This window comes from Rhodococcus sp. SJ-2, from assembly GCF_053750035.1.
On sequence record NZ_CM132340.1, the window covers coordinates 3,775,911 to 3,798,060 of the forward strand.

The 22,150-nt window shown below is 66.3% G+C and carries 18 protein-coding genes; 9 read left to right on the top strand and 9 right to left on the bottom strand.

Going from position 1 to position 22,150, the window contains the following annotated elements; genetic code table 11:
* Positions 1 to 31 precede the first annotated feature (31 nt).
* From ACSYG9_RS17820 to ACSYG9_RS17835, 4 genes are all read right to left on the bottom strand, one after another.
* Positions 32 to 3,895, bottom strand: coding sequence for an ABC transporter transmembrane domain-containing protein (locus ACSYG9_RS17820; protein WP_440123789.1), 3,864 nt, complete (start codon positions 3,893 to 3,895; stop codon positions 32 to 34).
* Between the two features lie 37 nt (positions 3,896 to 3,932).
* Positions 3,933 to 4,712, bottom strand: a complete 780-nt coding sequence (locus ACSYG9_RS17825; protein ID WP_440123790.1) for an ABC transporter permease — start codon at positions 4,710 to 4,712, stop codon at positions 3,933 to 3,935.
* Entirely contained in the window at positions 4,709 to 5,668 is a 960-nt protein-coding gene (locus tag ACSYG9_RS17830; RefSeq protein WP_440127700.1) for an ATP-binding cassette domain-containing protein, read from the bottom strand. Before ACSYG9_RS17830 ends, ACSYG9_RS17825 begins: the two co-directional genes overlap by 4 nt.
* Positions 5,669 to 5,824: 156 nt before the next feature.
* Positions 5,825 to 6,571, bottom strand: a complete 747-nt coding sequence (locus tag ACSYG9_RS17835; protein WP_440123791.1) for a hypothetical protein — start codon at positions 6,569 to 6,571, stop codon at positions 5,825 to 5,827.
* Positions 6,572 to 6,614: 43 nt separating this feature from the next.
* Here ACSYG9_RS17835 and ACSYG9_RS17840 point away from each other — a divergent pair, with 43 nt between their 5' ends.
* Both ACSYG9_RS17840 and ACSYG9_RS17845 read left to right on the top strand, forming a co-directional pair.
* Entirely contained in the window at positions 6,615 to 7,487 is an 873-nt protein-coding gene (locus ACSYG9_RS17840) for a helix-turn-helix domain-containing protein (protein WP_440123792.1), read from the top strand.
* Positions 7,484 to 7,927, top strand: a complete 444-nt coding sequence (locus tag ACSYG9_RS17845) for a VOC family protein (RefSeq protein WP_454839360.1) — start codon at positions 7,484 to 7,486, stop codon at positions 7,925 to 7,927. Before ACSYG9_RS17840 ends, ACSYG9_RS17845 begins: the two co-directional genes overlap by 4 nt.
* A gap of 20 nt (positions 7,928 to 7,947) precedes the next feature.
* Here ACSYG9_RS17845 and ACSYG9_RS17850 read toward each other — a convergent pair whose 3' ends face one another.
* On the bottom strand, positions 7,948 to 8,991 hold the full coding sequence (locus ACSYG9_RS17850; RefSeq protein WP_440123794.1) for a glutathione S-transferase C-terminal domain-containing protein: 1,044 nt from the start codon (positions 8,989 to 8,991) through the stop codon (positions 7,948 to 7,950).
* Between the two features lie 41 nt (positions 8,992 to 9,032).
* Complete coding sequence (locus tag ACSYG9_RS17855) at positions 9,033 to 9,713, bottom strand: GNAT family N-acetyltransferase (RefSeq protein WP_454839362.1); 681 nt, start codon at positions 9,711 to 9,713, stop codon at positions 9,033 to 9,035.
* Positions 9,714 to 9,826: 113 nt separating this feature from the next.
* Here ACSYG9_RS17855 and ACSYG9_RS17860 point away from each other — a divergent pair, with 113 nt between their 5' ends.
* The 3 genes from ACSYG9_RS17860 to ACSYG9_RS17870 all read left to right on the top strand — a co-directional run bounded on the left by ACSYG9_RS17860 (position 9,827) and on the right by ACSYG9_RS17870 (position 13,426).
* Positions 9,827 to 11,239: an MFS transporter gene (locus ACSYG9_RS17860; protein ID WP_454842990.1), complete on the top strand. Its 1,413-nt coding sequence runs from the start codon at positions 9,827 to 9,829 to the stop codon at positions 11,237 to 11,239.
* Between the two features lie 44 nt (positions 11,240 to 11,283).
* Positions 11,284 to 12,339 carry a class I adenylate-forming enzyme family protein gene (locus tag ACSYG9_RS17865; RefSeq protein ID WP_454842991.1) on the top strand — a complete coding sequence of 352 codons (1,056 nt, stop codon included), beginning with the start codon at positions 11,284 to 11,286 and terminating at the stop codon, positions 12,337 to 12,339.
* A 130-nt stretch (positions 12,340 to 12,469) separates the two neighbouring features.
* Positions 12,470 to 13,426, top strand: a complete 957-nt coding sequence (locus tag ACSYG9_RS17870) for an adenosine deaminase (protein WP_440123797.1) — start codon at positions 12,470 to 12,472, stop codon at positions 13,424 to 13,426.
* Between the two features lie 13 nt (positions 13,427 to 13,439).
* On the opposite strand, the gene ACSYG9_RS17875 is transcribed toward ACSYG9_RS17870, so the two are convergent.
* Positions 13,440 to 14,744: a D-arabinono-1,4-lactone oxidase gene (locus ACSYG9_RS17875; protein WP_454839364.1), complete on the bottom strand. Its 1,305-nt coding sequence runs from the start codon at positions 14,742 to 14,744 to the stop codon at positions 13,440 to 13,442.
* 75 nt (positions 14,745 to 14,819) lie between these two features.
* Between ACSYG9_RS17875 and ACSYG9_RS17880 the strand changes: the two genes are divergently transcribed.
* The 3 genes from ACSYG9_RS17880 to ACSYG9_RS17890 are packed head-to-tail and all read left to right on the top strand — an operon-like array spanning position 14,820 to position 17,358.
* Positions 14,820 to 15,461, top strand: a complete 642-nt coding sequence (locus tag ACSYG9_RS17880; RefSeq protein WP_440123799.1) for a TetR family transcriptional regulator — start codon at positions 14,820 to 14,822, stop codon at positions 15,459 to 15,461.
* A 17-nt stretch (positions 15,462 to 15,478) separates the two neighbouring features.
* Complete coding sequence (locus ACSYG9_RS17885; protein WP_454842992.1) at positions 15,479 to 16,702, top strand: amino acid deaminase/aldolase; 1,224 nt, start codon at positions 15,479 to 15,481, stop codon at positions 16,700 to 16,702.
* A 32-nt stretch (positions 16,703 to 16,734) separates the two neighbouring features.
* The gene (locus ACSYG9_RS17890; protein WP_440123800.1) at positions 16,735 to 17,358 is read left to right on the top strand and encodes an alpha/beta fold hydrolase; all 624 of its coding nucleotides are present in this window, start codon (positions 16,735 to 16,737) and stop codon (positions 17,356 to 17,358) included.
* Between the two features lie 94 nt (positions 17,359 to 17,452).
* Here ACSYG9_RS17890 and ACSYG9_RS17895 read toward each other — a convergent pair whose 3' ends face one another.
* Entirely contained in the window at positions 17,453 to 19,255 is a 1,803-nt protein-coding gene (locus ACSYG9_RS17895; RefSeq protein ID WP_440123801.1) for an AMP-binding protein, read from the bottom strand.
* Between the two features lie 169 nt (positions 19,256 to 19,424).
* Positions 19,425 to 20,060, bottom strand: coding sequence for a phosphoribosyltransferase family protein (locus ACSYG9_RS17900; protein WP_440123802.1), 636 nt, complete (start codon positions 20,058 to 20,060; stop codon positions 19,425 to 19,427).
* A gap of 222 nt (positions 20,061 to 20,282) precedes the next feature.
* Between ACSYG9_RS17900 and ACSYG9_RS17905 the strand changes: the two genes are divergently transcribed.
* Positions 20,283 to 22,133 carry a DEAD/DEAH box helicase gene (locus tag ACSYG9_RS17905; protein WP_454839365.1) on the top strand — a complete coding sequence of 617 codons (1,851 nt, stop codon included), beginning with the start codon at positions 20,283 to 20,285 and terminating at the stop codon, positions 22,131 to 22,133.
* Positions 22,134 to 22,150: the final 17 nt, after the last annotated feature.

Consider the following 22,150-nt stretch of genomic DNA (forward strand, 5'->3'; position numbering starts at 1 on the left):
TGTTACGTGCATCGCCGCAGCACTGACCCCGTTACAAATGCGAGCTGTGAGGGCTCGCAACCGGTTCGACCTTCTGCTCGGGCGTGTCGGTTGCAGCGTCAGGGACATCGGGGACGAGCGCTCCTGTCGCGAGCCGCCACAATGTGGTGTACAGACCACCCGCGCGATGCAGCGTCTCGTGCGGGCCGCTCTCGACCACTGCGCCACCGTCGATCACCACCACCAGATCGGCGCGAGCCGCGGTCGCCAGTCGGTGCGCGACGATCACCGCCGTCCGCGACCGGGCAAGCGAAGCACCGGCGTCGAGCACGGCCTGCTCGGTAGCCGGATCCAACGTGGCGGTCGCTTCGTCGAGCAACAGCAGATCGGGGTCGACGAGTTCGGCCCGGGCCAACGCGATCAATTGACGCTGACCGGCCGACAGGCCCTGCCCACGCTCACCGACGGGGTGCAGCATCCCTTGGTCGAGACCGGCGATCATGTCGAGGGCGCCCACCGCGCGTGCTGCGGATTCGATGGCGGAGCGGTCGGCGTCGGGTCGGCCGTACGCGATGTTGCTCGCCACCGTCCCGGTGAACAGATGTGCCTCCTGCGGCACGACGCCGAGCCGGCCCCGATACTCGGGTAGCCGGTATTCGCGCAGATCCGTCCCGTCGACCCGCACCGTGCCGGTCGTGGGGTCGTAGAAGCGGGCGAGCAGTTTGACGATCGTCGACTTCCCGGCGCCGGTGCGTCCGACCAAGGCGACCGTCGATCCCGGTGGGAATCTCAGGTCGACGTCGGCGAGCGCGTCGGTGTCGGCACCGCTGTAACGGAACCCCACACCGTCGAGACGAACGTCGCCGCGCAGATGCCCGGATACCTCGACGGTGCCCGCCGGGCCGGACTCGAGGGAGCTCTCGGTGGCCAGCAGATCGCCGATCCGTCGCAACCCGACGCGTGCCTGCTGGTAACCGTCGAACACCTGCGACAACTGCTGGATGGGTCCGAACAGCAGGTTGAGGTACAGGACGAACGCGATCAGGACGCCCGCGGTCGTGGCGCCGGACGAGACCTCGCGGGCACCCACGAACACGACGGCAGCCAACGCCAGATCCGACAGGAACGTGATGAACGGGAAGAACAGGGAGATCGCTCGCTGCGAACGCATGCGGCTGCGGCGGTACGCGTCGGCGCGCTGAGCGAACCGGCGTGCGGAGGTCTCCTCGCGACGGTACGCCTGCGCTGCACGGAGGCCCGTGATGTTCTCCTGGAAATCCGCGTTGACCAGGGATATTCGTTCCCGCGATATCGCGTAGGCCGCGCCCGAGATCTTTCGGAACCACAGTGTGGCCGCCACCAGCACCGGGATGACGCCGAGCACCACCAGCGCGAGCGTGACGTCGGTGATCAGCAAGGCCACCGAGATGCCCAGCAGTGTCAGCATGCTCACCACCGCGGTCGAGAGACCGGTCTGGATGAACTGCGACAGCGCGTCGACGTCGGTCGTCATCCGGGTCATGATCCGGCCCGACAGTTCGCGCTCGTAGTAGTCGAGGCCCAGTCGCTGCAGGTGTGCGTAGCTGCGTACCCGCAACCCGAACAGCACGCGTTCCCCGGCGCGGGCGGTGAGCACCGTCAGAACGGCAACCGTGGCCCATCCGAGCAGTGCGAGTCCCACACCCACCGCTGCCGCGAACCACAGCATGCCGGGATCGCCCGGCGTGACGCCGCGGTCGACGGCGAACCGCACGATCGACGGAAACGCGATGTTGATCGCGGACTCCACGGCAAGGCACACGATCACCGCCGCGAGCAGCCAGCGTACGGGGCGCAGCGTCCGTAGCAGCCGGAACTGCGGGTCGGGTCTGCGCAACGCACGTGACTGCAGGTCGGGGTCTGCGCCGGGTTGCTCGGTGGCCGGTGGCAATGCCGCCACAGCTGCGCGGAGTTCGGGGGTGGGCGCGACCGCGCCGAGCGCGCCGCTCATGGGGCCGCCCCCGCCGCGGCCACCACCGGGGCCGCGGCTTGCCGGGGTGACCGCAGCCTGCCTGCTCGGCGAATCGTCGTCGGACGAGGTCTGTGTCTCGGGCCACAGTGCGCGCACGCATGGGGAAACCCTCTGCTCGGGCGACGGGGCTCGTTCGGGGTCGACATCCGGTGCCGCACCCGTCAGCAAGCGGCGGAACACCGGGCTGCGCCGATCGAGTTCGTCGACGGTCCCGATATCGACGATCCTGCCGCCGTCGAGCACCGCGACACGGTCGGCGAGCGTCAGTGTCGAGCGGCGGTGCGCGAGCACCAGGGTGGTGCGGTCGGGTTGCTCGCGGAGCGCGGCGTAGATTGCGGCCTCGGTCTCGGCATCCACCGCGGATGTCGCATCGTCGAGGATCAGCACCCGGGGAGCCAGCAGCAGCGCCCTGGCCAGCGCGACACGCTGCCGTTGCCCACCCGAGAGCGTGAGACCGCGTTCGCCGACCACGGTGTCGTACCCGTCCGGCAGGGAGTCGATGAACTCGTCGGCGCGTGCCGCGACCGCCGCAGCGCGGATCTCCTCGTCGGTGGCATCGGGCCTGCCCAGCGCGATATTCGTCGCGATGGTGTCCGAGAACAGGAACGGCTCGTCGAACACGAGGCTCACCGCTTCACGTAGCCGGTCGGCGCGTAGGGCGGCCACATCGATGTCGCTGCCGTCCGACGTCAGGCATACCGTGCCTGCCGAAGGCGCATAGAAGCGCGGTGCGAGCAGCGACAGCGCGGTCTTGCCCGACCCGGCGGGACCGACGATCGCGACGGTCTCGCCGGGTAGCACCTCGAGGTCCATCCCACCCAGAACATCTCGACCCTCGCCGAAACCGAAGGTGACGCCGCGGAACGCGAGTCCGAGAGGTCCGTCGGGCAGCGGTACGGGATGCGGGGGATCAGCCACACCGGGCTCGGTGTCGATCACCTCGTACACCCTCTCGACCGCGGCACGCGAGAGCTGCGCCATGATCACGACCTGAGCCAAAGTACGGGTCGTTGCGCTCATCGTGGCGACATACGCGGTGAACGCGACGAAAGTGCCGACGGTGATCGTGCCCTGCAACGTGAGCCAGCCGCCGAGCGCGATCGTCGCGACCAGACCGAGTTGCGGGATCGCTCCCATCGGCGCGGCGAACCGCGCGTTGATCCGTGCCGCCCGCATACGCTCGGAGTACAGGATCCGGCCGTGGTCCTCGAGCTGGTCGACGGCGCGGTCCTCCTGGCCGAAGCCCTTGACCACCCGGACGCCGGTGACGGTTTCCTCGACGTGCTGCGCGAGGTCGGCGGCACGTTGCTGCGCTGACCATGTCGCGGCGAACACCTTCGGGCGGACCACGCGCACGATGGTCACGATGACGGGCACGGTGGCGACGGCGATCAGTGTGAGCAGCGGCGAGAGTGACGTCATGATCACCAGGGCCAGCACGAGCTGCAGCAATGCACCCGCCGACATCGGGACCATGGCAAGCAGACCTTGAATGAGCTGAAGGTCGGTGATCGAGCGCGACACCACCTGCCCGGTGCGGATTCGGTCCTGGCCGTGGCCGTCGAGCCGTTGCAGTGATCCGAGCAGGCGTAGCCGCAGGTCGTGTTGGACGTCCAGGGAGAGCCTGCCCGCCAGCATCCGCCGCCCGTACTGGCATCCGAATCGGACTGCCGCACCAAGCGCGATTGCGGCGGCCGCGAGCCCGATCAGGTTCGGGACCGACGTGAATTCGGTGGCCTCACCGGTGGCACTGTCGAGTGCGAGCTTGGTGAGCAATGGAAAGGCGATATCGATCAGGGCGGCGATCGCCGTGAGCGCGAGTGCTCCGATCGCCGTTCGCCGGTGGCGCATGCACTCTGCGCCGAGGCGACGGACCCAACCCTGATCGTGTGTGTCGTGTGGCATTTCTCCCGACACTAGCGCCGGCGTACGACAGCGACGCTCAGGTGAGATCGCGACTACGGGTGCGCCACCAGCCGAGCCCGCAGATCAACGCGGACCAGAAGATCAGAACGAGCGGGGCCAGCGGCCACGCCACCGGCATCTCGGTTTCGCCGGACAGGTCCACGACACCGAAGAGGGTGTACCAGGTGATCTGGGCCGGAAGGAATTGCGCGACGCCGCCGAGACCCATGCCGTGGAGCACGAGGGAGACGGTCAGCTCACCGAACGGGACCCACGCACAGACCGCGAGGACACTGCCCACCATCGAGCCGGTGAGCAATCCCAGACCTGAACCGATGAGCGCCCACAACACCGCGCAGAGCAACCCGGAGCCGAGGACACTCGCGATGCTGCCCAGGTCGGTGCCCGAGAAGCCGCCGCCGAACATGAGGATTGTCAGGGCCGACACGACCTCGGCGATCACGCAGTACAGGAGACCGAACAATGCTGCGGTCGTGTACTTCGAGGCGATCACCAGGTCGCGCCCGCGGGTGGTGAGGAAGGTGGTGATCACGGTGCGGTGCTGGTATTCACCACCGGAGTTGACGACCCCGAACAGCGCGGCGAACAGGAACACCAGGGCGAGGGCGAACGAGATCCCCACCGCCGCTGCGGCGGCCTCGGCGAACCCGGGCCCGAGGATGTCCTCGACCTGACGCATCACCGGGAGCGTGAGTGCACCGCAGAACACTCCCACCACCAGCGGTGCGATACCCAGAATCCACCAGTACCGCAGGCCGAGCACCTTGCGGAACTCGGCTGTCAACAATGCGGTCACGAGTGCCCTCCGGGTCCGGTCGGTGGATGCTGTACGTGCGGTCGGCCTTGGAAGTTCTGGCCGTCGGGTGGCGCGGCCATGTACTGACCGGACGTCATGGCGAGGAAGACCTGTTCGAGGTCGACATGCTCGACGCTCGTGCCGAACAGCGTGACGCCGTGTCCACTCGCCAGAGCGGCGATGCGTTCGGGTTCGACCCCCACGACGGCCAGCCGGCCGTCGGGCTGGATCTGCGCATCGGTGAAACCGGCCGCCGCGAGTGCCGTCGCCAGCTTCACGGGATCGGAGACCGCGACGAGCACGCGCGACCGGTAGGCGTTGCGAAGCTCCGCCATACTGCTCTGCATCACGAGTGACCCGCGGCTGATGATCACGAGGTGGTCGGCCATCTGCTCGACCTCCCGCAGAATGTGGCTCGAGATCAGGACGGTGCCGCCCTTCCTCGCGAACGTCACGAGAAAATCGCGAAGCCACGCCATTCCTTCGGGGTCGAGACCGTTGGCAGGTTCGTCGAGAACCAGGTAGCGCGGCTGGCCGAGGAGCGCGGTCGCCAATGCGAGCCTCTGGCGCATCCCGAGCGAGAACTCACCGACCCGCTGTCGCGCTGCGGAGGTCAACCCGACGAGGTCGAGCATCCGGGCTGCCCGTTCGTCGGGGACACCCATTGCCGCGCAGTATGCCTTCAGATGTGTCATTGCGGTGTGCTTCGGATGCGCACTGCGCGCATCGAGCACCGCACCTACGATCTGAGCGGGCTGTTCGAGCCGGTCGAACGGCACACCGTCGATGTATGCTGCGCCGGCGGTGGGCTTCACCAGCCCCGTCAGCATGCTGAGGGTCGTTGTCTTGCCCGAGCCGTTCGGGCCGAGAAATCCGGTGATGGACCCTCGGGGGACAGTGAAGCTCAGGTTCGACACGGCAGTGACATTGCGGAAGGTCTTGGTCAGGCCGTCCACCACGATCCCGGGAGGGGGCCCGCTTGCCTGTGCCGTGAAATGAGGCTGCCGGTGCGGCGTGTTCGCCGACGATGCTGTCACAGAAATGTTCCCCCGGTTACCTCTCGCGGTTGTGTCGTCGCGAGCATACGTGCAGGGAGTTTCGTCGCGAGTACCTCAGGTTTCCAACTGCGGTGCCGGGTGAGGCGGTAGCACGCTCTGCTCGGCAGGCCACGTCGCGGGAGGTGCTCCGAAGGCCTCACGGGCGTTGATGATCGTGCGCTTGCCGATCGTCCGGTTGCCTGCACCACCGATTGCAGCCCCGATACCGGCGGGCACGAGCTTGCCGAGGAGAAGCGCTCCCCGCTTGGCCGCGTACTTCCGGACGAATTTCTTCACGAGAGTGTTGTTCATCAGCTTGAGTTGTTTGCTGCCGACCTGGCCTGTCAGCGCCTTCGGCCAGTTCTTCAGCGACGTTCCGGTGGCCGCCGCGACGATCTCCTTGCCGGAATCACCGAGGGCGACCGCGAGCACCAGCGCGCGGCGCTGGTTGTGGTCATGGGGTTCGATTCCGTGCACCGCCGCGACAGCAAGGGTGAGCAGCGCTGAGGCTTCGAGGAAGAACACCGACTCCGCGCCGATCGCGCCGATGGCGGCGATGGTGCCGATACCGGGGAAAGCGGCGGTTGCGCCCGCTGCGGCACCACTCCCGGTGATGGTGGTGAGGAACTGCTTTTCGAGCCGCGCAATGATCTGCGCGGGCGACTCGTCGGGATGCGCGCGACGCAGCAACCCGACGTACTTCGCCACTGCGGGGCCTTGCAGCCGGCTGCCGTTGTCGAGCAGTGTGATGAGTGCACGTTCGATCGTGCCCCCCTCCAGGGGCTCACCGTTCTTGTCGACGGCGCCGCGCTTTCCACTCATTTCGATCCTTGTCGTGTGTCCGTCGGTGGCTACTCTGGAGATCGTGGCCCGGTCGTCAACTGTTGTCGGCATTTCCGAGGGCGCCAGGCGGCGGCCTGCTCCGTTGCTGCAACCCTACGTGCGTTGGTACGAAGGATATCGGCTGACGGGATTTCCGCCTGCGCATCATCTGGGCTTGTCGTCGCCGGATCTCACCGTCGTCCTCAGCCTCGACCGTCCCGTCGACATCACCAGGGCAGCCGCGCCGGGCCAGCCACCGGGCCGGTTCACCGCATTGGCGAGCGGTCTGGCCACCTCGGCGGTGACGATCGCGCATGACGGCAATCAGCACGGAATCCAGCTCGCGCTGACGCCCGCAGGAGCCCGCGCCCTGCTCGGCGTTCCGACATCCGCACTCGGTGCGTGGGTGGTCGACCTCGAGGATCTGTTGGGTCCCGACGCGCGGGAACTGCACGAGCGGATCGCAGCGACACCCCGGTGGCCGGAACGCTTCGCGATCCTCGACCGCATTCTCACCCGACGACTGGCAGGTGCCTACGATGCCGCGAAGATGGATGCGCGTGTGGCGCACGCCTGGGAGCAACTCGTGACCCACCCCGGCGCCGCGGTACGAGAGGTGGCCGACGAAGTCGGATGGAGCCGCCGCTATCTCACTGCGCGCTTCACCGCGGAATTGGGTGTCACGCCGAAAGAATCCGCGCGTATCGCCAGATTCGACCGATCGAAGGCGATGTTGCGCAGGCCCGAAGTACGTCTGCCGGATGTAGCAGTTCGCTGCGGGTTCTACGATCAGGCCCATCTCGCCCGCGAATGGCGTGAGTTCGCGGGTGTTCCGCCGTCGCGCTGGAGACAGGACGAGGTGTTCCCATTCGTCCAAGACTCCGACGCCCCTCCCGAAGAAGACTCTGTCCCATGACCAATACAGCAGCAGACCCGCATCGCACCGATACCGGCACCCACGCCCCGAACGTATGGCCGTGTCTGGCGTACACCGACGCGAGGGCCGCGATCGGCTTCCTCGTCGACATCCTCGGCTTCACCGAATCCGCATGCTACGGGGAAGGCAGCACCGTGGACCACGCAGAGTTGACGTGGCCGTACGGCGGCGGAATCATGCTCGGCTCCGCCGGCCGCGACACTCCCCTCGACCAACACGCCGACGCGGGATCGGTGTATCTCGTCGTGCCCGACCACGCCGTCGCCGATGCTCTCTACGACAAGGTCCGCACCTCGGCCGCGACCATCACCGTGGAGTTGCGCGACGAGGACTACGGTTCGCACGGTTTCTCGTGCCGCGACCCGCAGGGCGTGAACTGGAGCATCGGTACCTATGCGGGGCACGGATTCGGCGACTGACGATCACAGGCGACTGATAGTCACAGTGGAGTGTGATCCGACGGCACGGTCTCCTCTGCACGCGGCGGAGGAGGCGGTGTGCCGTCACCGAACGGCCGGCCGCCGAGCGCTTCCCGGCCGTGCGGCGTCAGCCAGCCCGACAGGTCGGGACCCTTCGGCACGATCTGTGTGGGATTCACATCGGTGTGCACGATGTAATAGTGCTGCTTGATCTGCACGAAATCTGTCGTGTCGCCGAACCCTGGCGTCTGGAACAGGTCGCGCGCGTAGCCCCACAGTGAAGGGAACGCGGTGAGTGGATTCCGGTTGCACTTGAAATGGCCGTGATAGACGGGATCGAACCGCGCGAGAGTCGTGAACAACCGGACGTCGGCCTCGGTGATCGTGTCGCCCACCAGATAGCGCTGGTCGGTGAGCCGCTCCTCCAGCCAATCGAGCCGGGCGAACAACCGGTCGAACGCGGCGTCGTACTTGTCCTGTGAACCGGCGAACCCGCACCGGTAGACGCCGTTGTTGACATCGCGGTACACAAGTTCGGCGACCTCGTCGATCTCGCTTCGCAGCGATTCCGGGTACAGGTCCGGTGCACCGTCGCGGTGGAACGCGGTCCACTCGGTCGAGAAGTCCAGTGTGATCTGTGCGTAGTCGTTCGTCACGACCTTGCCGGTCGGTACGTCGACGATGGCGGGCACTGTGATGCCCCTGGGGTAGTCGGGCTGTCGCGCGAAGTACGCCTCTTGGAGGCGTTCGATGCCCAGTACCGGGTCGACACCGCCGGGATCGAGGTCGAAGGTCCAGCTGCGCTGGTCGTGGGTCGGGCCGCACAACCCCAGCGACAGCGCGTCCTCCAGACCGAGCAGTCGTCGCACGATCAATGTGCGGTTGGCCCACGGACAGGCACGTGCCGCGACAAGACGGTAGCGGTCCGCTTCGACGGGGTATCCGTCGCGGCCGTCGGCGGTGATCCGCGTCGAGATGTAGTTGGTGTCGCGGGTGAACTCGGCACCCGGCGCGACGTAGCCGGCCTGCGTCGAGGATGTGTTGTCTGTGGCCTTGCTGGTCATGACACTCCCTGGAATCGAATTGGTCGCCGGGTCCGAACCGGTTACCGCGCCGACAGATGCACTGTGATGAGAGTGCCCCATTCGACGTACCCCGACACTGCCGCGAGCCCACGCGCCGAAAAATTGTCGCGGCGAGCTCGCCACAGAGGGATGAGGCCTGCATCGAGTGCGTCGTGCGTACACAGCGTCGCGACGGTGGCGCCGAGTCCCAGACGTCGATTCTCCGGTGTCGTGAGAACCCGCACATCAGCAAGAAGAGACTGAAGTTCGCGGTAGCTCGCGGCGGCGAGCGGCTGGTGGTCGTCGTCGAGCAGGACGAATGCACGATCGGGTACTGCGCCGCCGAGTTCGGTGCTGTCGTCGGGCGGACAGCGTCGAACCAGCTCGGCGAGGTCCGCCGGGGCGTGCGAGATCAAGGGGTCCTCGACGCGTATCGCATCCGCCCACTCCGGACACAGACCGAGCACTTCGGTGCGGGCCGCGTAACCCCGGGCTGCGACGCGCACGGTGCGCTCTTCTGCGGGCAGAGGGAGGGCGGTGACGGCGGACAGGGCGGGTTCGGGGCCCACCACCGCGACAGTGTTGCCGATGCTGAGCACTCGGACCGTAGTGGCCGTATCGTCCACTTTCGCCACGAGGACACCGGGCGAGAGGGCGTCGTCGGCGAGTCCGAGTTCGCGGCACCACGCGAGGGCCGCGATGCTCGAGAGATGGGGGTCCACGCGGATACCGTATCCCCAGACCGGGGAGAGGATGTGTTGTGAGATCAGGGGACGAGCCCGCCGTACCCGACGCTCACTGGGCGGCGCTCACCGCATTGTGCCTGGGCTTCTTCATGATTCTGGTCGACAGCACGATCGTGTCGGTGGCGAATCCGGCGATCATGCGGGCCCTGGACGCCGATCTCGAGAGCGTTGTCTGGGTCACCAGCGCCTATCTGCTCGCGTTTGCGGTGCCGCTGATGATCACCGGCCGTCTCGGCGATCGATTCGGGCAGCGCCGAATCTACTTGTCGGGTCTGGTGGTGTTCACCTTTGCGTCGCTGTGGTGCGGGATGTCGTCTTCGATCGAGGCGCTGATCACGGCGCGTGTGCTGCAGGGGTTCGGGGCCGCGCTGATGTCTCCGCAGACCATGGCGGTGATCACCCGTGTTTTTCCGTCGGACCGTCGCGGCATGGCGATGGGGATCTGGGGTGCGATCGGTGGAGTCGCAACTCTCGTCGGGCCGCTCGCGGGTGGAGTGCTCGTCGACGGGTTCGGCTGGGAATGGATCTTCTTCGTCAACATTCCGATCGGACTGGCAGGTTTCGTGCTGGCTCTCCGATTCGTGCCCGCCCTCCCGACTCAGGCCCACCGATTCGATGTGCCGGGGGTGGTGCTCAGCGGAGTCGGGATGTTCTTCCTGGTGTTCGGACTTCAGGGGGCTGGTGGGGAGCACCCGTGGTCGTCGAATGTGTGGACGAGTGTCGGCATCGGCGTCGTATTCCTGGTGATCTTCGTGTGGCATCAGTCGCTGGGGCGGGACGAACCGCTCGTGCCGCTGACGCTGTTCCGCGATCGGAATTTTGCACTTGCCAACATCGGGATTGCGTCGATCGGCTTCGCGATCACCGCCTTCATGCTTCCGCTGATGTTCTATGCGCAGGATGTCCGGGGGCTCGATCCCACCGAGTCGGCGTTGCTCATGGTTCCGATGGCAGTGTTGAGCGGTGCGTTCGCACCGTTCGTCGGACGCCTCGTCGATCGGGTGCACCCGCGGTATGTCGCGGGTCCCGGTTTCGCGCTGCTGGCCGTTGCGTTCTTGTGGCTCTCGCTGGCAATGACTCCGGACGCACACCTGTGGCAGTTGCTGATGCCGATCGGGCTGACCGGTTTCGCATCGGCGGGCATCTGGTCGACGCTGTCGACGACCGCCACCCGCAACCTCGATCCCCGGCTGGCGGGCGCAGGTTCCGGCGTCTACAACGCCACCCGGCAGTTGGGCGCGGTCCTCGGCAGCGCGGCGATGGCAGCAGTGATGGCTGCGTCGTTGTCTGGACGCGGTCTGGGAAACGGGTTGTCGCAGTTACACAGCATCGGTGAACTGCCCGGCTCGTTACGCGAGGCATATGCGGTGTCGATGGCGCACTCGATATGGCTTCCTGCGGCGGCATTGACGCTGGGTTTCCTCGCTTCGGCGTGCTTCGCACGTCCCCCGCGGACGGAGATCCGGAGTACATCGGAACGCAGTTCTCCGGCCAGAATGTGACCCACGCCATATAGTGCAGACACGGACGGTGTTGGGAGGTGGCAATGTCGCTGGCAGTCGTCGGGATATCCACAGGAGCGGATTGGCTGCGAAGTGAGCGCGCGATGCACCGTTCCGGAGGGATTCTGCACTACGACGATCTCGAACCGTGCCTTGCCGAAATGCTCGATCGCAGTGCGTTGCGGTATTCGCAACGTGTCGCTGCGGTGGACGGGGACGGACGCGCGATCACCTACCGCGACTTGTGGACCGAAGCGGCGAAGGTGGCGGGAGGGCTCCTCGATCAGGGCGTCGGTCCCGCCGACCGAGTCCTGGTGCATCATCGGAACGGCTTCGAGTGGCTCCGCGCATTCCTCGGGGTCGTACTCGCCGGTGGTGTGCCGGTCCTACCGGATCCCACGTGCAGCGACACCGAGATCGACTGGATGGCATTCGACAGCGGAGCGCTGCTCATCCTGGATGGTCCCCTCCCCGAAGGAGTTCCGTTCCTCGACGGCGGTGCCTCTCCCGACGAGCTCGCGCTGCTCTACTACGTCCGAGGCTGTGGCGGTGACCTGCGCGGCGTGGAACTGACCAACAGGAACGTTCTTTCGACGATCGAGGCCGTCGGACACGCCATGGACCTGGTGGACGAGCCCGGGCGTACGGTGATCACCGCGCCGCTGTCCACGGCGGTGGGATGCAGCGTGCAGTTACTCCCGACCCTCGCGTTCGGAGGGACCGTCGTCGCGGCTGGCGCGCGGGGGACCCGCGTGCCGTGGCGGCACCTTCGTGCGTCGTTCCCCGCTTCACGTTGTATCCGTGGGTGGGGCGTCGCGGAGACCGGTGGGATCGGTCTGCTACTTCCGTCGGAACATCGCCGCGGCCATCCGCGCAGTGTCGGTGTGCCTTTCGGTGGAATCGAGGTCGCGTTGCTCGGTCCCGAGGCCGAGAAGGGGAGGGGAGAACTGTTGTGTCGCGGACCGAGCGTCGCCCGCGGCTACTGGAACAACCCGGCAGCAACTGCCGAGATGTTCGACGACGGCTGGTTTCGCACCGGCGACCAGGTGTCCATCGACGCTGCAGGCTTCGTCAACCCTGTCGCAGTACGGGTGTCGTGACGTACGACCTCAGGTCGCAGTTCTTGTGATCTGGAGCGCTTCCGCAGGTCAGGTATCATTTCTCGGAGCCGTATGAGGGTGCATTGCCTTCACGGAGAGGCACACACCCGCTTGGAAAGGCAATGGGGCAATGGTCGAGGAAGGCGCGGTGCTGCACGAGCACGGCTTGGCGGAACTGCACGTGCACATCGAGGGAACCCTCGAGCCCGAGTTGATCTTCGCTCTCGCGGAACGCAATCGGATCGAGCTTCCGTACCGGGACCTCGATGATCTGCGCGGGCGATACGAGTTCGGCGACCTCGTGTCGTTCCTCGACCTCTACTACGCCAACATGGAAGTCCTGCGCACCGCCGAAGATTTCGCCGACCTCGCGCGCGCTTACTTCGCGCGGGCGGCGCGGGCGGGTGTCACGCGGGCCGAGTTCTTCTTCGATCCGCAGGCCCACACAGCCCGGGGAGTGGAGTTGCGCGAGGTCGTCGACGGTCTTGCCGACGCCGCTGCCGGTGCGCAGCGCGAGTTCGGGATCGACGCCGCGATGATCGCGTCGATCGTGCGCGATCGCCCGGTGGCCGAGGCGAACGACACCTTCACAGACCTGATGAAGATGCAGGCCCCGATCATCGCCCTCGGACTCGACTCGGCGGAGGTCGGTTACCCACCGTCACTGTTCGAGGACGTGTTCGCCCGTGCCCGCGCGGAAGGGCTGCGCATCACCGCGCATGCCGGCGAGGAGGGGCCGCCGGAGTACGTCCGGCAGGCACTGGATCTACTCGGCGCCGAGCGCATCGACCACGGCATCCGGTCACTCGAGGATCCCGATCTCGTCACACGTCTGGTGGAAGAGCAGATTCCGTTGACGGTGTGCCCGTTGTCGAACGTCCGGTTGCGAGTGGTCGATACGCTTGCCGATCATCCGCTGCGCCGCATGCTCGAAGCGGGATTGTCGGTGAGTGTGAACTCCGACGATCCGGCCTACTTCGGCGGGTATGTGGACGACGCATTCGCCGCTCTGCGAGAGCACCTGGGTTTGACGGACGACGAACGAACGGTCCTGGCGCGTAACTCGATGCGCGCAGCGTTCTTCTGATTCCGATCCGGTCCTACGCACCGAGTACGCGTCGTAGGCAGTCGTTGTCGAACATGCGCTGCGGATCGACGCGGTCGCGCACTGCGAGGACGTCGTCGAATCGGGGATATGCCTCGCTCAGTTCGGCGGCGGTGAGGCTGTGCAGCTTGCCCCAGTGAGGGCGTCCGCCGACGGATCGTGCGATGGCCTCGACTGCCGAGAAGTACTCGCGATGCTCGCCTCGATGGAACTGGTGCACCGCGACATAGGCGGTGGCGCGCCGATGGGCGGTGGACAACCAGACGTCGTCCGCGGCCGCGAATCGCACTTCGATCGGAAACCCGATACGCAGATCGGTGCGGCTCAGCCAGGTGGCGATCTCCTCCAAGACCGCGGGCAGCGCCTCGACCGGTATCGCGTACTCCATCTCCTTGAACCGCACACGCCGCTTCGACGCGAACACCCGGTGGCTCTGATCGGTGTAGGTGCGCTCCGACAGCGCGCGCGCCGACACGGAATTGAGTCCGGGGATCAACGAGGGTGCCCGGGTGCCCAGGTGCTGGAAGGCGTTGAACACACCGTTGGAGAGGATCTCGTCGTCGACGAATCCTCGAATCCGGCCGACGGGGTCGACGGGCGTGGCTCCGGGCAGCCGCGTGTTGGTCTTGGTGAGCACGCCGTCGGTGTGAGGGAACCAGTAGAACTCGAAATGGTCGGCGCGAAGCCTGTCGTCGAGGCTGTCCAGCGTCTCGCTCAGTGAGGACGGCGTCTCGTGGGCACGCAGGCGGAACGCGGAGACGCACTCGAATGTCACGCTGGAGAGAATGCCGAAAGCCCCGATCCCGAGCCGGGATACCTCGAACAGGTCGGGGTTGTGCTCGGGCGAACACTCGACGATCGATCCATCGGCGAGGACCGTGGTCACCGCACGAACCTGCGCTGAGAGGCCGGTGAAATCCGTGCCCGTTCCATGCGTTCCGGTGGAGATCGCTCCCGCGACGGATTGGACGTCGATGTCGCCGAGGTTGGACAACGCAAGACCGAGTGCCCACAGTTCTTCACTCAGCTCGTGCAGGCGCGTCCCCGCCCGTACGCTCACGAGCGCGCCGGTGGCAGTGGGTGAGACCGCCTCGACCCCGGTCATCCGGTCGAGTGAGATCAGAGTGCCGTCGGTGACCGCGACCCCGGTGAACGAATGGCCTGCGCCGACGGCTTTGACCCGCCGGCCGTGTTCGGCGGCGCGCACGATCACTGCTGCGAGTTCGGGCGTGCTGCCCGGTGTGTCGAATCGTTGAGGGCTGGCGTGCTCGTTTCGTGCCCAGTTGTGCCAGGTCGCCATGTCCCCATGATCGACCTGGACACGCGTTCAGGTCAATAACCCGCTCGGGCGCGTGTCCCGAACTACCATCGGGACATGTCGAACCGGTTGCCTGCGGACGAGCGTCGAACCCAACTCGTCGAATCTGCACTGGAACTCGCCGAAGGGGGTGGCGTCGGCGCGGTCACCGTCAGGGCAGTTGCGGAAAATGCCGGGGTGTCGCTGGGCGTGGTGCACTACTGTTTCGACAGCAAGGAAGCCCTCGTCGTCGCGATGGCCGAGAGGCTGATTCAGCAACTTGCCGACACCATGCGCACCGCGTTCGACATCCCCAACGACGAACCGGCGCCGCAGGGCGTTCGCGGTCTGCGGGAACTGCTGTTCAAAGGGCTCAGTGCTGCGTGGCCGTCGATCGAGGCGACTGCAGGCCGTCAACTCCTCACCTACGAGATCACCACCTACTCGCTTCGTCACCGCAATGCGGGCGCGCTCGGTGGCGACATCGCCATGCAGCAGTACCGCATCATGGACGAGCAGGCGCACGCGTTCCTCGCAGCGTGTGCCGAGCAGACCGCGACGATGTGGACGGAGCCGATCGAATCCGTGGCGCGTACCGCGCTCGCACTCATCGACGGCTTCACGCTGCGCTGGCTCGTCGACCGGGAAAGCGATTCGATCGTCAGCGAACTCGACGACATGGCGGCGATCATCGCGGCCCGCGCCGTCGACAGGTCATGACACCCACCTCCACACCGATGGGACAACCATTGAGCACCGCTGTACCCGACAGGACTGTCGTACCCGGCAACACCACTGTTCTCGACCGTCTCGATGCGGCGACGCCGGATCTGGATCCACCCTTCGCAGCACTGGACCTGACGACATTGCGACACAATGCGGACGATCTCGTCCGTCGCGCGTCAGGCACTCCTGTACGGGTCGCGAGTAAGTCGGTGCGTTGCCGGGCTGTGCTCGAGGAGGTCCTCGGTACAGGCCTCACCGCGCAGGGTGGATTCCGCGGGATCATGGCGTACTCGTTGCGGGAAGCGCTGTGGCTCGTCGAACGTGGTGCCCGCGACATCCTGCTCGGATATCCGACCGTCGACCGGGCGGCGCTCGCGGAACTCGCGGCGAACCCCGTCGCGCTCGGATCCGTGGTCCTCATGATCGATGCTCCCGCCCAGTTGGATCTGATCCGAAATTCCATGGGTACCGGAGCTGTCCGGCCGCGGGTGTGTCTCGATGTGGATGCATCGCTGCGTGTCGGCCCGGTACACCTCGGGGTGCGGCGGTCGCCGTTGCGCACCCCCGATCAGGCGGCGGAACTCGCACGGATTGCTACGGCAGGCAATTTCGACGTCGTCGGAGTCATGTTCTACGAGGCGCAGATCGCAGGACTGCCCGATTCGTCGCTGCCCGTCCGGGTGGTCAAGAGAATGTCGGCGAAGGAACTCGCCACACGGCGCGGCGCTGTGGTCGAAGCGGTCCGTGCCGTCTCCGGGGATCTCGAGATCGTCAACAGCGGCGGCACCGGCTCGCTCGAGGTGAGCTCGGCCGACCCAGTGGTCACCGAGGTCACCGCCGGGTCGGGCCTGTACGTACCGACGCTGTTCGACACCTACGACGCCTTCACACCGAATCCTTCCTTGTTCTTCGCACTGTCCGCCGTCCGCAAGCCTGCGCCGTCGATCACCACTCTGTTCGGTGGCGGGTACATCGCGTCGGGACCACCGGGCTCGAGCCGTGTTCCCCGGCCGATCCGGCCCGCAGGCCTGAAGCTTCTACGCAACGAGGGTGCAGGCGAGGTGCAAACGCCGGTGCACGGCCGCTCCGCATCGGATGTCCCGATCGGAGGGCGGGTGTGGTTCAGACATGCGAAGGCGGGAGAGTTGTGCGAGAGATTCGCACATATCCAGGTCGTCGAGGCCGGAGTATGCACTACCGTTCCCACCTACCGCGGTGAGGGGCGGTGCTGGTGAAGGGATGACGGTGGTGAGCGAATAATGCACCCATGCCGTTCTTCGACGGGGCCGCCGGCCGCATCCACTACCGCACCTGGAATATCGACGATGCGTCGGTGGGTGTCGTCTTCGCACACGGATTCAGGCAGCACACCGCCGATTACCACCGGTTCGCGGCGGGGCTCGGTGCCCGCGGTATCGCACTGTGGGGCATCGATTTGGCCGGGCACGGATTGTCCGAGGGTGAACCCGGGGTCCCGGGATCCGTCGAAGCGCACGCAACCGATCTGTTCGAGTTGACGGTGATCGCGGAGGACGCCGGGATACCGCTGGTGCTGATGGGGCATTCGCTCGGCGCTGCCTCGGCGCTCACGCTGCTGCGCACCGAGGCCGACCGATTCCGGGCCGCGGTCCTGTGTGGGCTCCCGCGCTCGGCGACGCGGCCCGAGTTCGCCCGGGCGCTTGCCCGATCCCGTCTGCCCGTCCTCGCCGTACACGGCCTCGACGACCGGCTCGCCCCCGTCGAACCGGTGCGGGCATGGGCCATGGAGGTACCGAATCTGCAGTTCGACGAGTATCCCGATGCGGGGCACGATCTGCTTCATGAACCGGTCCGTCGTGCCGTCACCCGTGATATCGCAGAGTTCGTCCTCGACGTCACCGCGCGGCCCTGAACGCTTCCTTCGGACGAACGAGGGTGCCGTCCATCTCGGCCAGGCGAGTGGACGGCACCCTCGTTCGTGAAGTGCCCTGGATCAGGACGGCAGATCAGGCGTAGATCGCCTCGATAGCCGCGCCGTGCTTGTCGTGGATGATGTTGCGCTTGAGCTTGAGCGTCGGGGTCAGCTCGCCGGTCTCGATCGAGAAGTCGGTCTCGAGGATGCGGTACTTCTTGATCGCCTCGGCCTTCGACACCTTGGCGTTCGTGGCCGCCACGGCCGAGTCGATCTCGGCGATCAGGTCGGGGTTCTTGATCAGGTCTGCGATCGCGGTATCCGCAGGCAGGTTGTGGCGTTCGAGCCAGCCCGGGAGGGTCTCCGAGTCGATGGTGATGAGTGCACCGATGAACGGCTTCGAATCACCGACGACGAGGACCTGGCTGATCAGCGGATGCGCACGCAGGGAATCCTCGAGGATCGCGGGTGCGACGTTCTTGCCGCCTGCCGTGACGAGCAGTTCCTTCTTGCGTCCGGTGATCGAGATGAACCCCTCGGCATCGATCGTGCCGATATCGCCGGTGTGGAACCAGCCGTCGCGGATCGAATCGGCAGTGGCCGCGTCGTTCTGCCAGTAGCCGTCGAAGACCACGGGTCCCTTGAGGAGCAGTTCGCCGTCCTCGGCGATCTTCGCGGAATGCCCGTTGAGGGGCCGCCCCACCGTGCCGACCTTCTGATGTTCCGGGGTGTTCATGACGATGCCGCCCGTGGTCTCGGTCAGACCGTAGCCTTCGAACACCGTGACGCCGATACCGCGGAAGAAGTGACCGAGACGCGCACCGAGAGCGGCGCCGCCCGACACTGCGCGGGTCGCGTTGCCACCGAGTGCATCGCGCAACTTGCCGTAGACGAGCTTGTCGAACACCGCGTGCTTGGCCTTGAGCACGAGGCCGGGGCCACCCGATTCGAGTGCCGTGCTGTACTCGATCGCGGTCTCGGCAGCCTTGTCGAAGATCTTTCCCTTGCCGCCGTCGTACGCCTTCTGCTTCGCGGAGTTGTAGACCTTCTCGAACACGCGCGGAACGGAGAGGATGAAGTTCGGCTTGAAGGCGGCGAACTGGTCGAGCAGTGTCGTCAGATCCGATGTGTGGCCCACCGTGACCTTGTGGTCGAACGACGCGAAGGAGATCAACCTGGCGAATACGTGGGCGAGGGGCAGGAACAGCAGCGTGCGCTGTCCGGGCTCCATCGAATCGGGCAGCCCGAGGTGGGCGGCGGTCGACTCGGCGAAGAAGTGACGATGCTTGAGCTGCACGCCCTTGGGCTTGCCGGTCGTGCCCGAGGTGTAGATGAGGGTGGCAGCGGATTCCGCGTTCACCTGCTTGCGGCGTTCGTCGACCTGCTCGTCGGTGAGTGCAGCGCCGCGCGCGGTGAGTTCCTCGATTGCGCCCTTCGAACCCGAGGCCGGATCGATCTGCAGGAGCTCGCGCACGGTCGGCGCAGCCTCGGCGACCTCGCGAACGACATCGGCCTGCTCGGTGTTCTCGACGACGAGCAGGGATGTTCCCGAGTCTTCGAGGATCCACTTCGACTGGTCGGCTGCGGAGGTCTCGTAGATCGCGACAGTGGCACCGCCCGCGGTCCAGATCGCGTAGTCCAGCAGAACCCATTCGTAGCGGGTGCTCGAGAGGATCGCGACACGGTCGCCCAGCTCGACTCCGGACGCCATCAGGCCTTTCGCAACGGCGCGGACCTCGGCGGCGAACTGGACTGCCGTGACCGGAACCCACTTGCCGTCGATGAGGCGCTCGAACGGCACGAAGTCGGGTGACTCCTTCTCGTGCCGGAACACCGAATCTGCCATCGACACGTCGTCCGGAATCGCGAACGACTGCGGAACGGCAATCTCACCCATCTGTGACCCCTCCATCTTTTTGAACTTGCGGTGTGCATTGCATCACAAAATGTCCGCTTCCGCACCACCCGTGCTGCCGGTTTTGAGAAGTTTCAGAGTTCATTGTGCGTGATCTGCGACACGAAAGCTACCCGCAGGTAGCTTGACGCTCACCTCAGGTTCGGGTCGTTCACGTGTTGTCGCGCAGGACTCCGGCGGCTTCGTCGTCGCTCAACTGATGGAAGTCGGAATAGGCCGCACCCACGGAGTCGTGGTCCTTCGGGACCCATGGGCAGATCACCTCGTCCGCGTCCCGGCCTACCCGGCGCACGGCTTCCGGTGAGGCAATCGGAACGGCGAGCACCACCCGCACGGCACCGGCGGCGCGTGCGGCAATGCATGCGACCGCCGCGGTTGCTCCGGTTGCCATGCCGTCGTCGACGATGACGGCGGTGCGTCCGTCCAGCGCGACACGCTCGCGACCGGAACGCAGCAGTGCACCACGACGTTCCAATTCGATCTGCTCGCGCTCCTGCACGGCTTCGATGGACTCGGTACCGATCCGGGTGAGCCGAACAATCTCATCGTTGAGGACCCGGATGCCACCCTCGGCGATTGCCCCCATGGCAAGTTCGGGTTGCCAGGGCACCCCGAGCTTGCGGACGACGAGGACGTCGAGGGGAGCGCCGAGAGTGCGGGCGACTTCACGGGCCACGGGCAGACCGCCGCGGGGGAGCGCGAGAACGACGGTGTCCGCTCCACGCAGATGCTCGACCGAGCGGGCGAGCCGCCGGCCTGCTTCCACGCGTGAGGAGTACCGCCGCACCACCCCAGTATGAACCCGGCCCGGTGTCGACTCTCCCGTTCGGTCCGGTGCCGACTCTCCCGGTGGGAACGGTGAGCATGCTCCGCCGCTCTACCAGCGGGTAGAGTCCGGGATCGAGGGTCCTCATGAGTGCCGACACACGCCTGCTCGGGGCGTGTTTCGGCACACTCTTGCGTGGGTGTGGCACGGAAACGGCGTGCCATCCGATAAACTGCTGGTCAAATGAGTGAAATCGAAAACGCCCCCGACCAGGAGACCGCATCCCTCACGTTTGCCGATCTCGACATCGACGACCGTGTGCTGAAGGCCCTTTCGGACGTGGGTTATGAGTCCCCGTCGCCGATTCAGGCGGCAACCATCCCACCACTGCTGGAGGGTCGGGACGTCGTCGGTCTCGCTCAGACCGGCACCGGTAAGACCGCCGCGTTCGCAGTGCCCATCCTCTCCCGGATCGACACGTCGAAGAAGCGGCCCCAGGCGCTCGTGCTCGCGCCGACCCGTGAACTCGCGCTGCAGGTCGCAGAGGCTTTCGGGAAGTATTCGTCCCATATCCCGGGGTTGCACGTGCTGCCCATCTACGGCGGCCAGGCCTACGGTGTCCAGCTCTCCGGGCTGCGTCGCGGTGCGCAGGTCATCGTCGGCACCCCCGGTCGTGTGATCGATCACCTCAGTAAGGGCACCCTCGACATCTCGGAGCTCGAGTTCCTCGTTCTCGACGAGGCCGACGAGATGCTCACGATGGGCTTCCAGGAGGACGTCGAGCGGATTCTCGCCGACACCCCCGAGACGAAGCAGGTCGCGTTGTTCTCGGCGACGATGCCAGGTGCGATCCGCCGGCTGTCGAAGCAATACCTGAACGATCCGCAGGAGATCACGGTCAAGTCGAAGACCACGACCTCCTCGAACACCACCCAGCGCTGGGTGCTCGTGTCGCACCAGCGCAAGCTCGATGCGTTGACCCGGATCCTCGAGGTCGAGTCGTTCGAGGCCATGATCATCTTCGTCCGGACGAAGCAGGCCACCGAAGATCTCGCCGAGCGACTCCGCGCCCGGGGCTTCTCCGCCGCGGCCATCAACGGCGACATCGTGCAGGCGCAGCGTGAGCGGACCATCGGTCAGCTCAAGAGCGGTGCGCTCGACATCCTGGTCGCGACCGACGTCGCGGCCCGTGGTCTCGACGTCGAACGCATCAGTCACGTCGTCAACTACGACATTCCTCACGACACCGAGTCGTACGTTCACCGAATCGGACGCACCGGTCGTGCAGGACGCAGCGGCGACGCGTTGCTGTTCGTGGCGCCGCGTGAACGGCACCTGCTCAAGTCGATCGAGCGGGCCACCCGCCAGCCGGTCACCGAGATTCAGCTGCCCAGCGTCGACGACGTCAATGCACAGCGTGTGGCCAAGTTCAACGACTCGATCACCGAGGCGTTGACGTCCGAGCACCTCCAGCTGTTCCGCACGTTCATCGAGGATTACGAGCGCGAACACGATGTTCCGCTGGCCGACATCGCGGCTGCGCTGGCTGTGTTGTCCCGCGACGGCGATTCGTTCCTCATGGAAGAACAACCGGAGCCCATCGCCCCGGCTCGTCGTGAGCGTGAGCCGCGTGAGCGTCCGCCCCGTCGTTTCGACGACGGCCCCAAGGTCGGTCGCGACGGTCAGGAGATGGCGACCTACCGCATCGCAGTGGGTAAGCGGCACCGGGTGCAGCCGGGCGCGATCGTCGGTGCGATCGCCAACGAAGGCGGCCTGCGCCGCGGCGACTTCGGGCATATCAGCATCCGTGCCGATCACAGCCTCGTCGAGCTCCCCAAGGACCTCCCGCAGCAGGCCCTCGAGGCGCTGCGCGCCACCCGGATCTCCGGTGTGCTGATCCAGCTTCAGCGCGACACCGGAGCGCCGGGCGGGCGACCCGCGGCGTATCGCGGTGGTGATCGTCGCGGCGGAGACCGACATGGAAGCGACCGCGGAGACCGCGGGGGCGATCGTCGCGGTGGCCGTAAGGACTACGGCAGCGGCGACTTCACCCACCGCAGCGATCGCGGTGGCCGGGGAGGCTACCGCGACTGAAAGTCGCTCACAGAGAA

Excerpts from the sequence above, each read along its gene's own strand:
- ACSYG9_RS17860 (WP_454842990.1), top strand. The coding sequence starts at position 9,827 with ATGATTCTGGTCGACAGCACGATCGTGTCGGTGGCGAATCCGGCGATC.
- ACSYG9_RS17835 (WP_440123791.1), bottom strand. The coding sequence starts at position 6,571 with ATGAGTGGAAAGCGCGGCGCCGTCGACAAGAACGGTGAGCCCCTGGAG.
- ACSYG9_RS17880 (WP_440123799.1), top strand. The coding sequence starts at position 14,820 with ATGTCGAACCGGTTGCCTGCGGACGAGCGTCGAACCCAACTCGTCGAA.
- ACSYG9_RS17845 (WP_454839360.1), top strand. The coding sequence starts at position 7,484 with ATGACCAATACAGCAGCAGACCCGCATCGCACCGATACCGGCACCCAC.
- ACSYG9_RS17820 (WP_440123789.1), bottom strand. The coding sequence starts at position 3,895 with ATGCCACACGACACACACGATCAGGGTTGGGTCCGTCGCCTCGGCGCA.
- ACSYG9_RS17875 (WP_454839364.1), bottom strand. The coding sequence starts at position 14,744 with ATGGCGACCTGGCACAACTGGGCACGAAACGAGCACGCCAGCCCTCAA.
- ACSYG9_RS17895 (WP_440123801.1), bottom strand. The coding sequence starts at position 19,255 with ATGGGTGAGATTGCCGTTCCGCAGTCGTTCGCGATTCCGGACGACGTG.
- ACSYG9_RS17865 (WP_454842991.1), top strand. The coding sequence starts at position 11,284 with ATGTCGCTGGCAGTCGTCGGGATATCCACAGGAGCGGATTGGCTGCGA.
- ACSYG9_RS17890 (WP_440123800.1), top strand. The coding sequence starts at position 16,735 with ATGCCGTTCTTCGACGGGGCCGCCGGCCGCATCCACTACCGCACCTGG.
- ACSYG9_RS17850 (WP_440123794.1), bottom strand. The coding sequence starts at position 8,991 with ATGACCAGCAAGGCCACAGACAACACATCCTCGACGCAGGCCGGCTAC.
- ACSYG9_RS17870 (WP_440123797.1), top strand. The coding sequence starts at position 12,470 with ATGGTCGAGGAAGGCGCGGTGCTGCACGAGCACGGCTTGGCGGAACTG.
- ACSYG9_RS17905 (WP_454839365.1), top strand. The coding sequence starts at position 20,283 with ATGAGTGAAATCGAAAACGCCCCCGACCAGGAGACCGCATCCCTCACG.
- ACSYG9_RS17885 (WP_454842992.1), top strand. The coding sequence starts at position 15,479 with ATGGGACAACCATTGAGCACCGCTGTACCCGACAGGACTGTCGTACCC.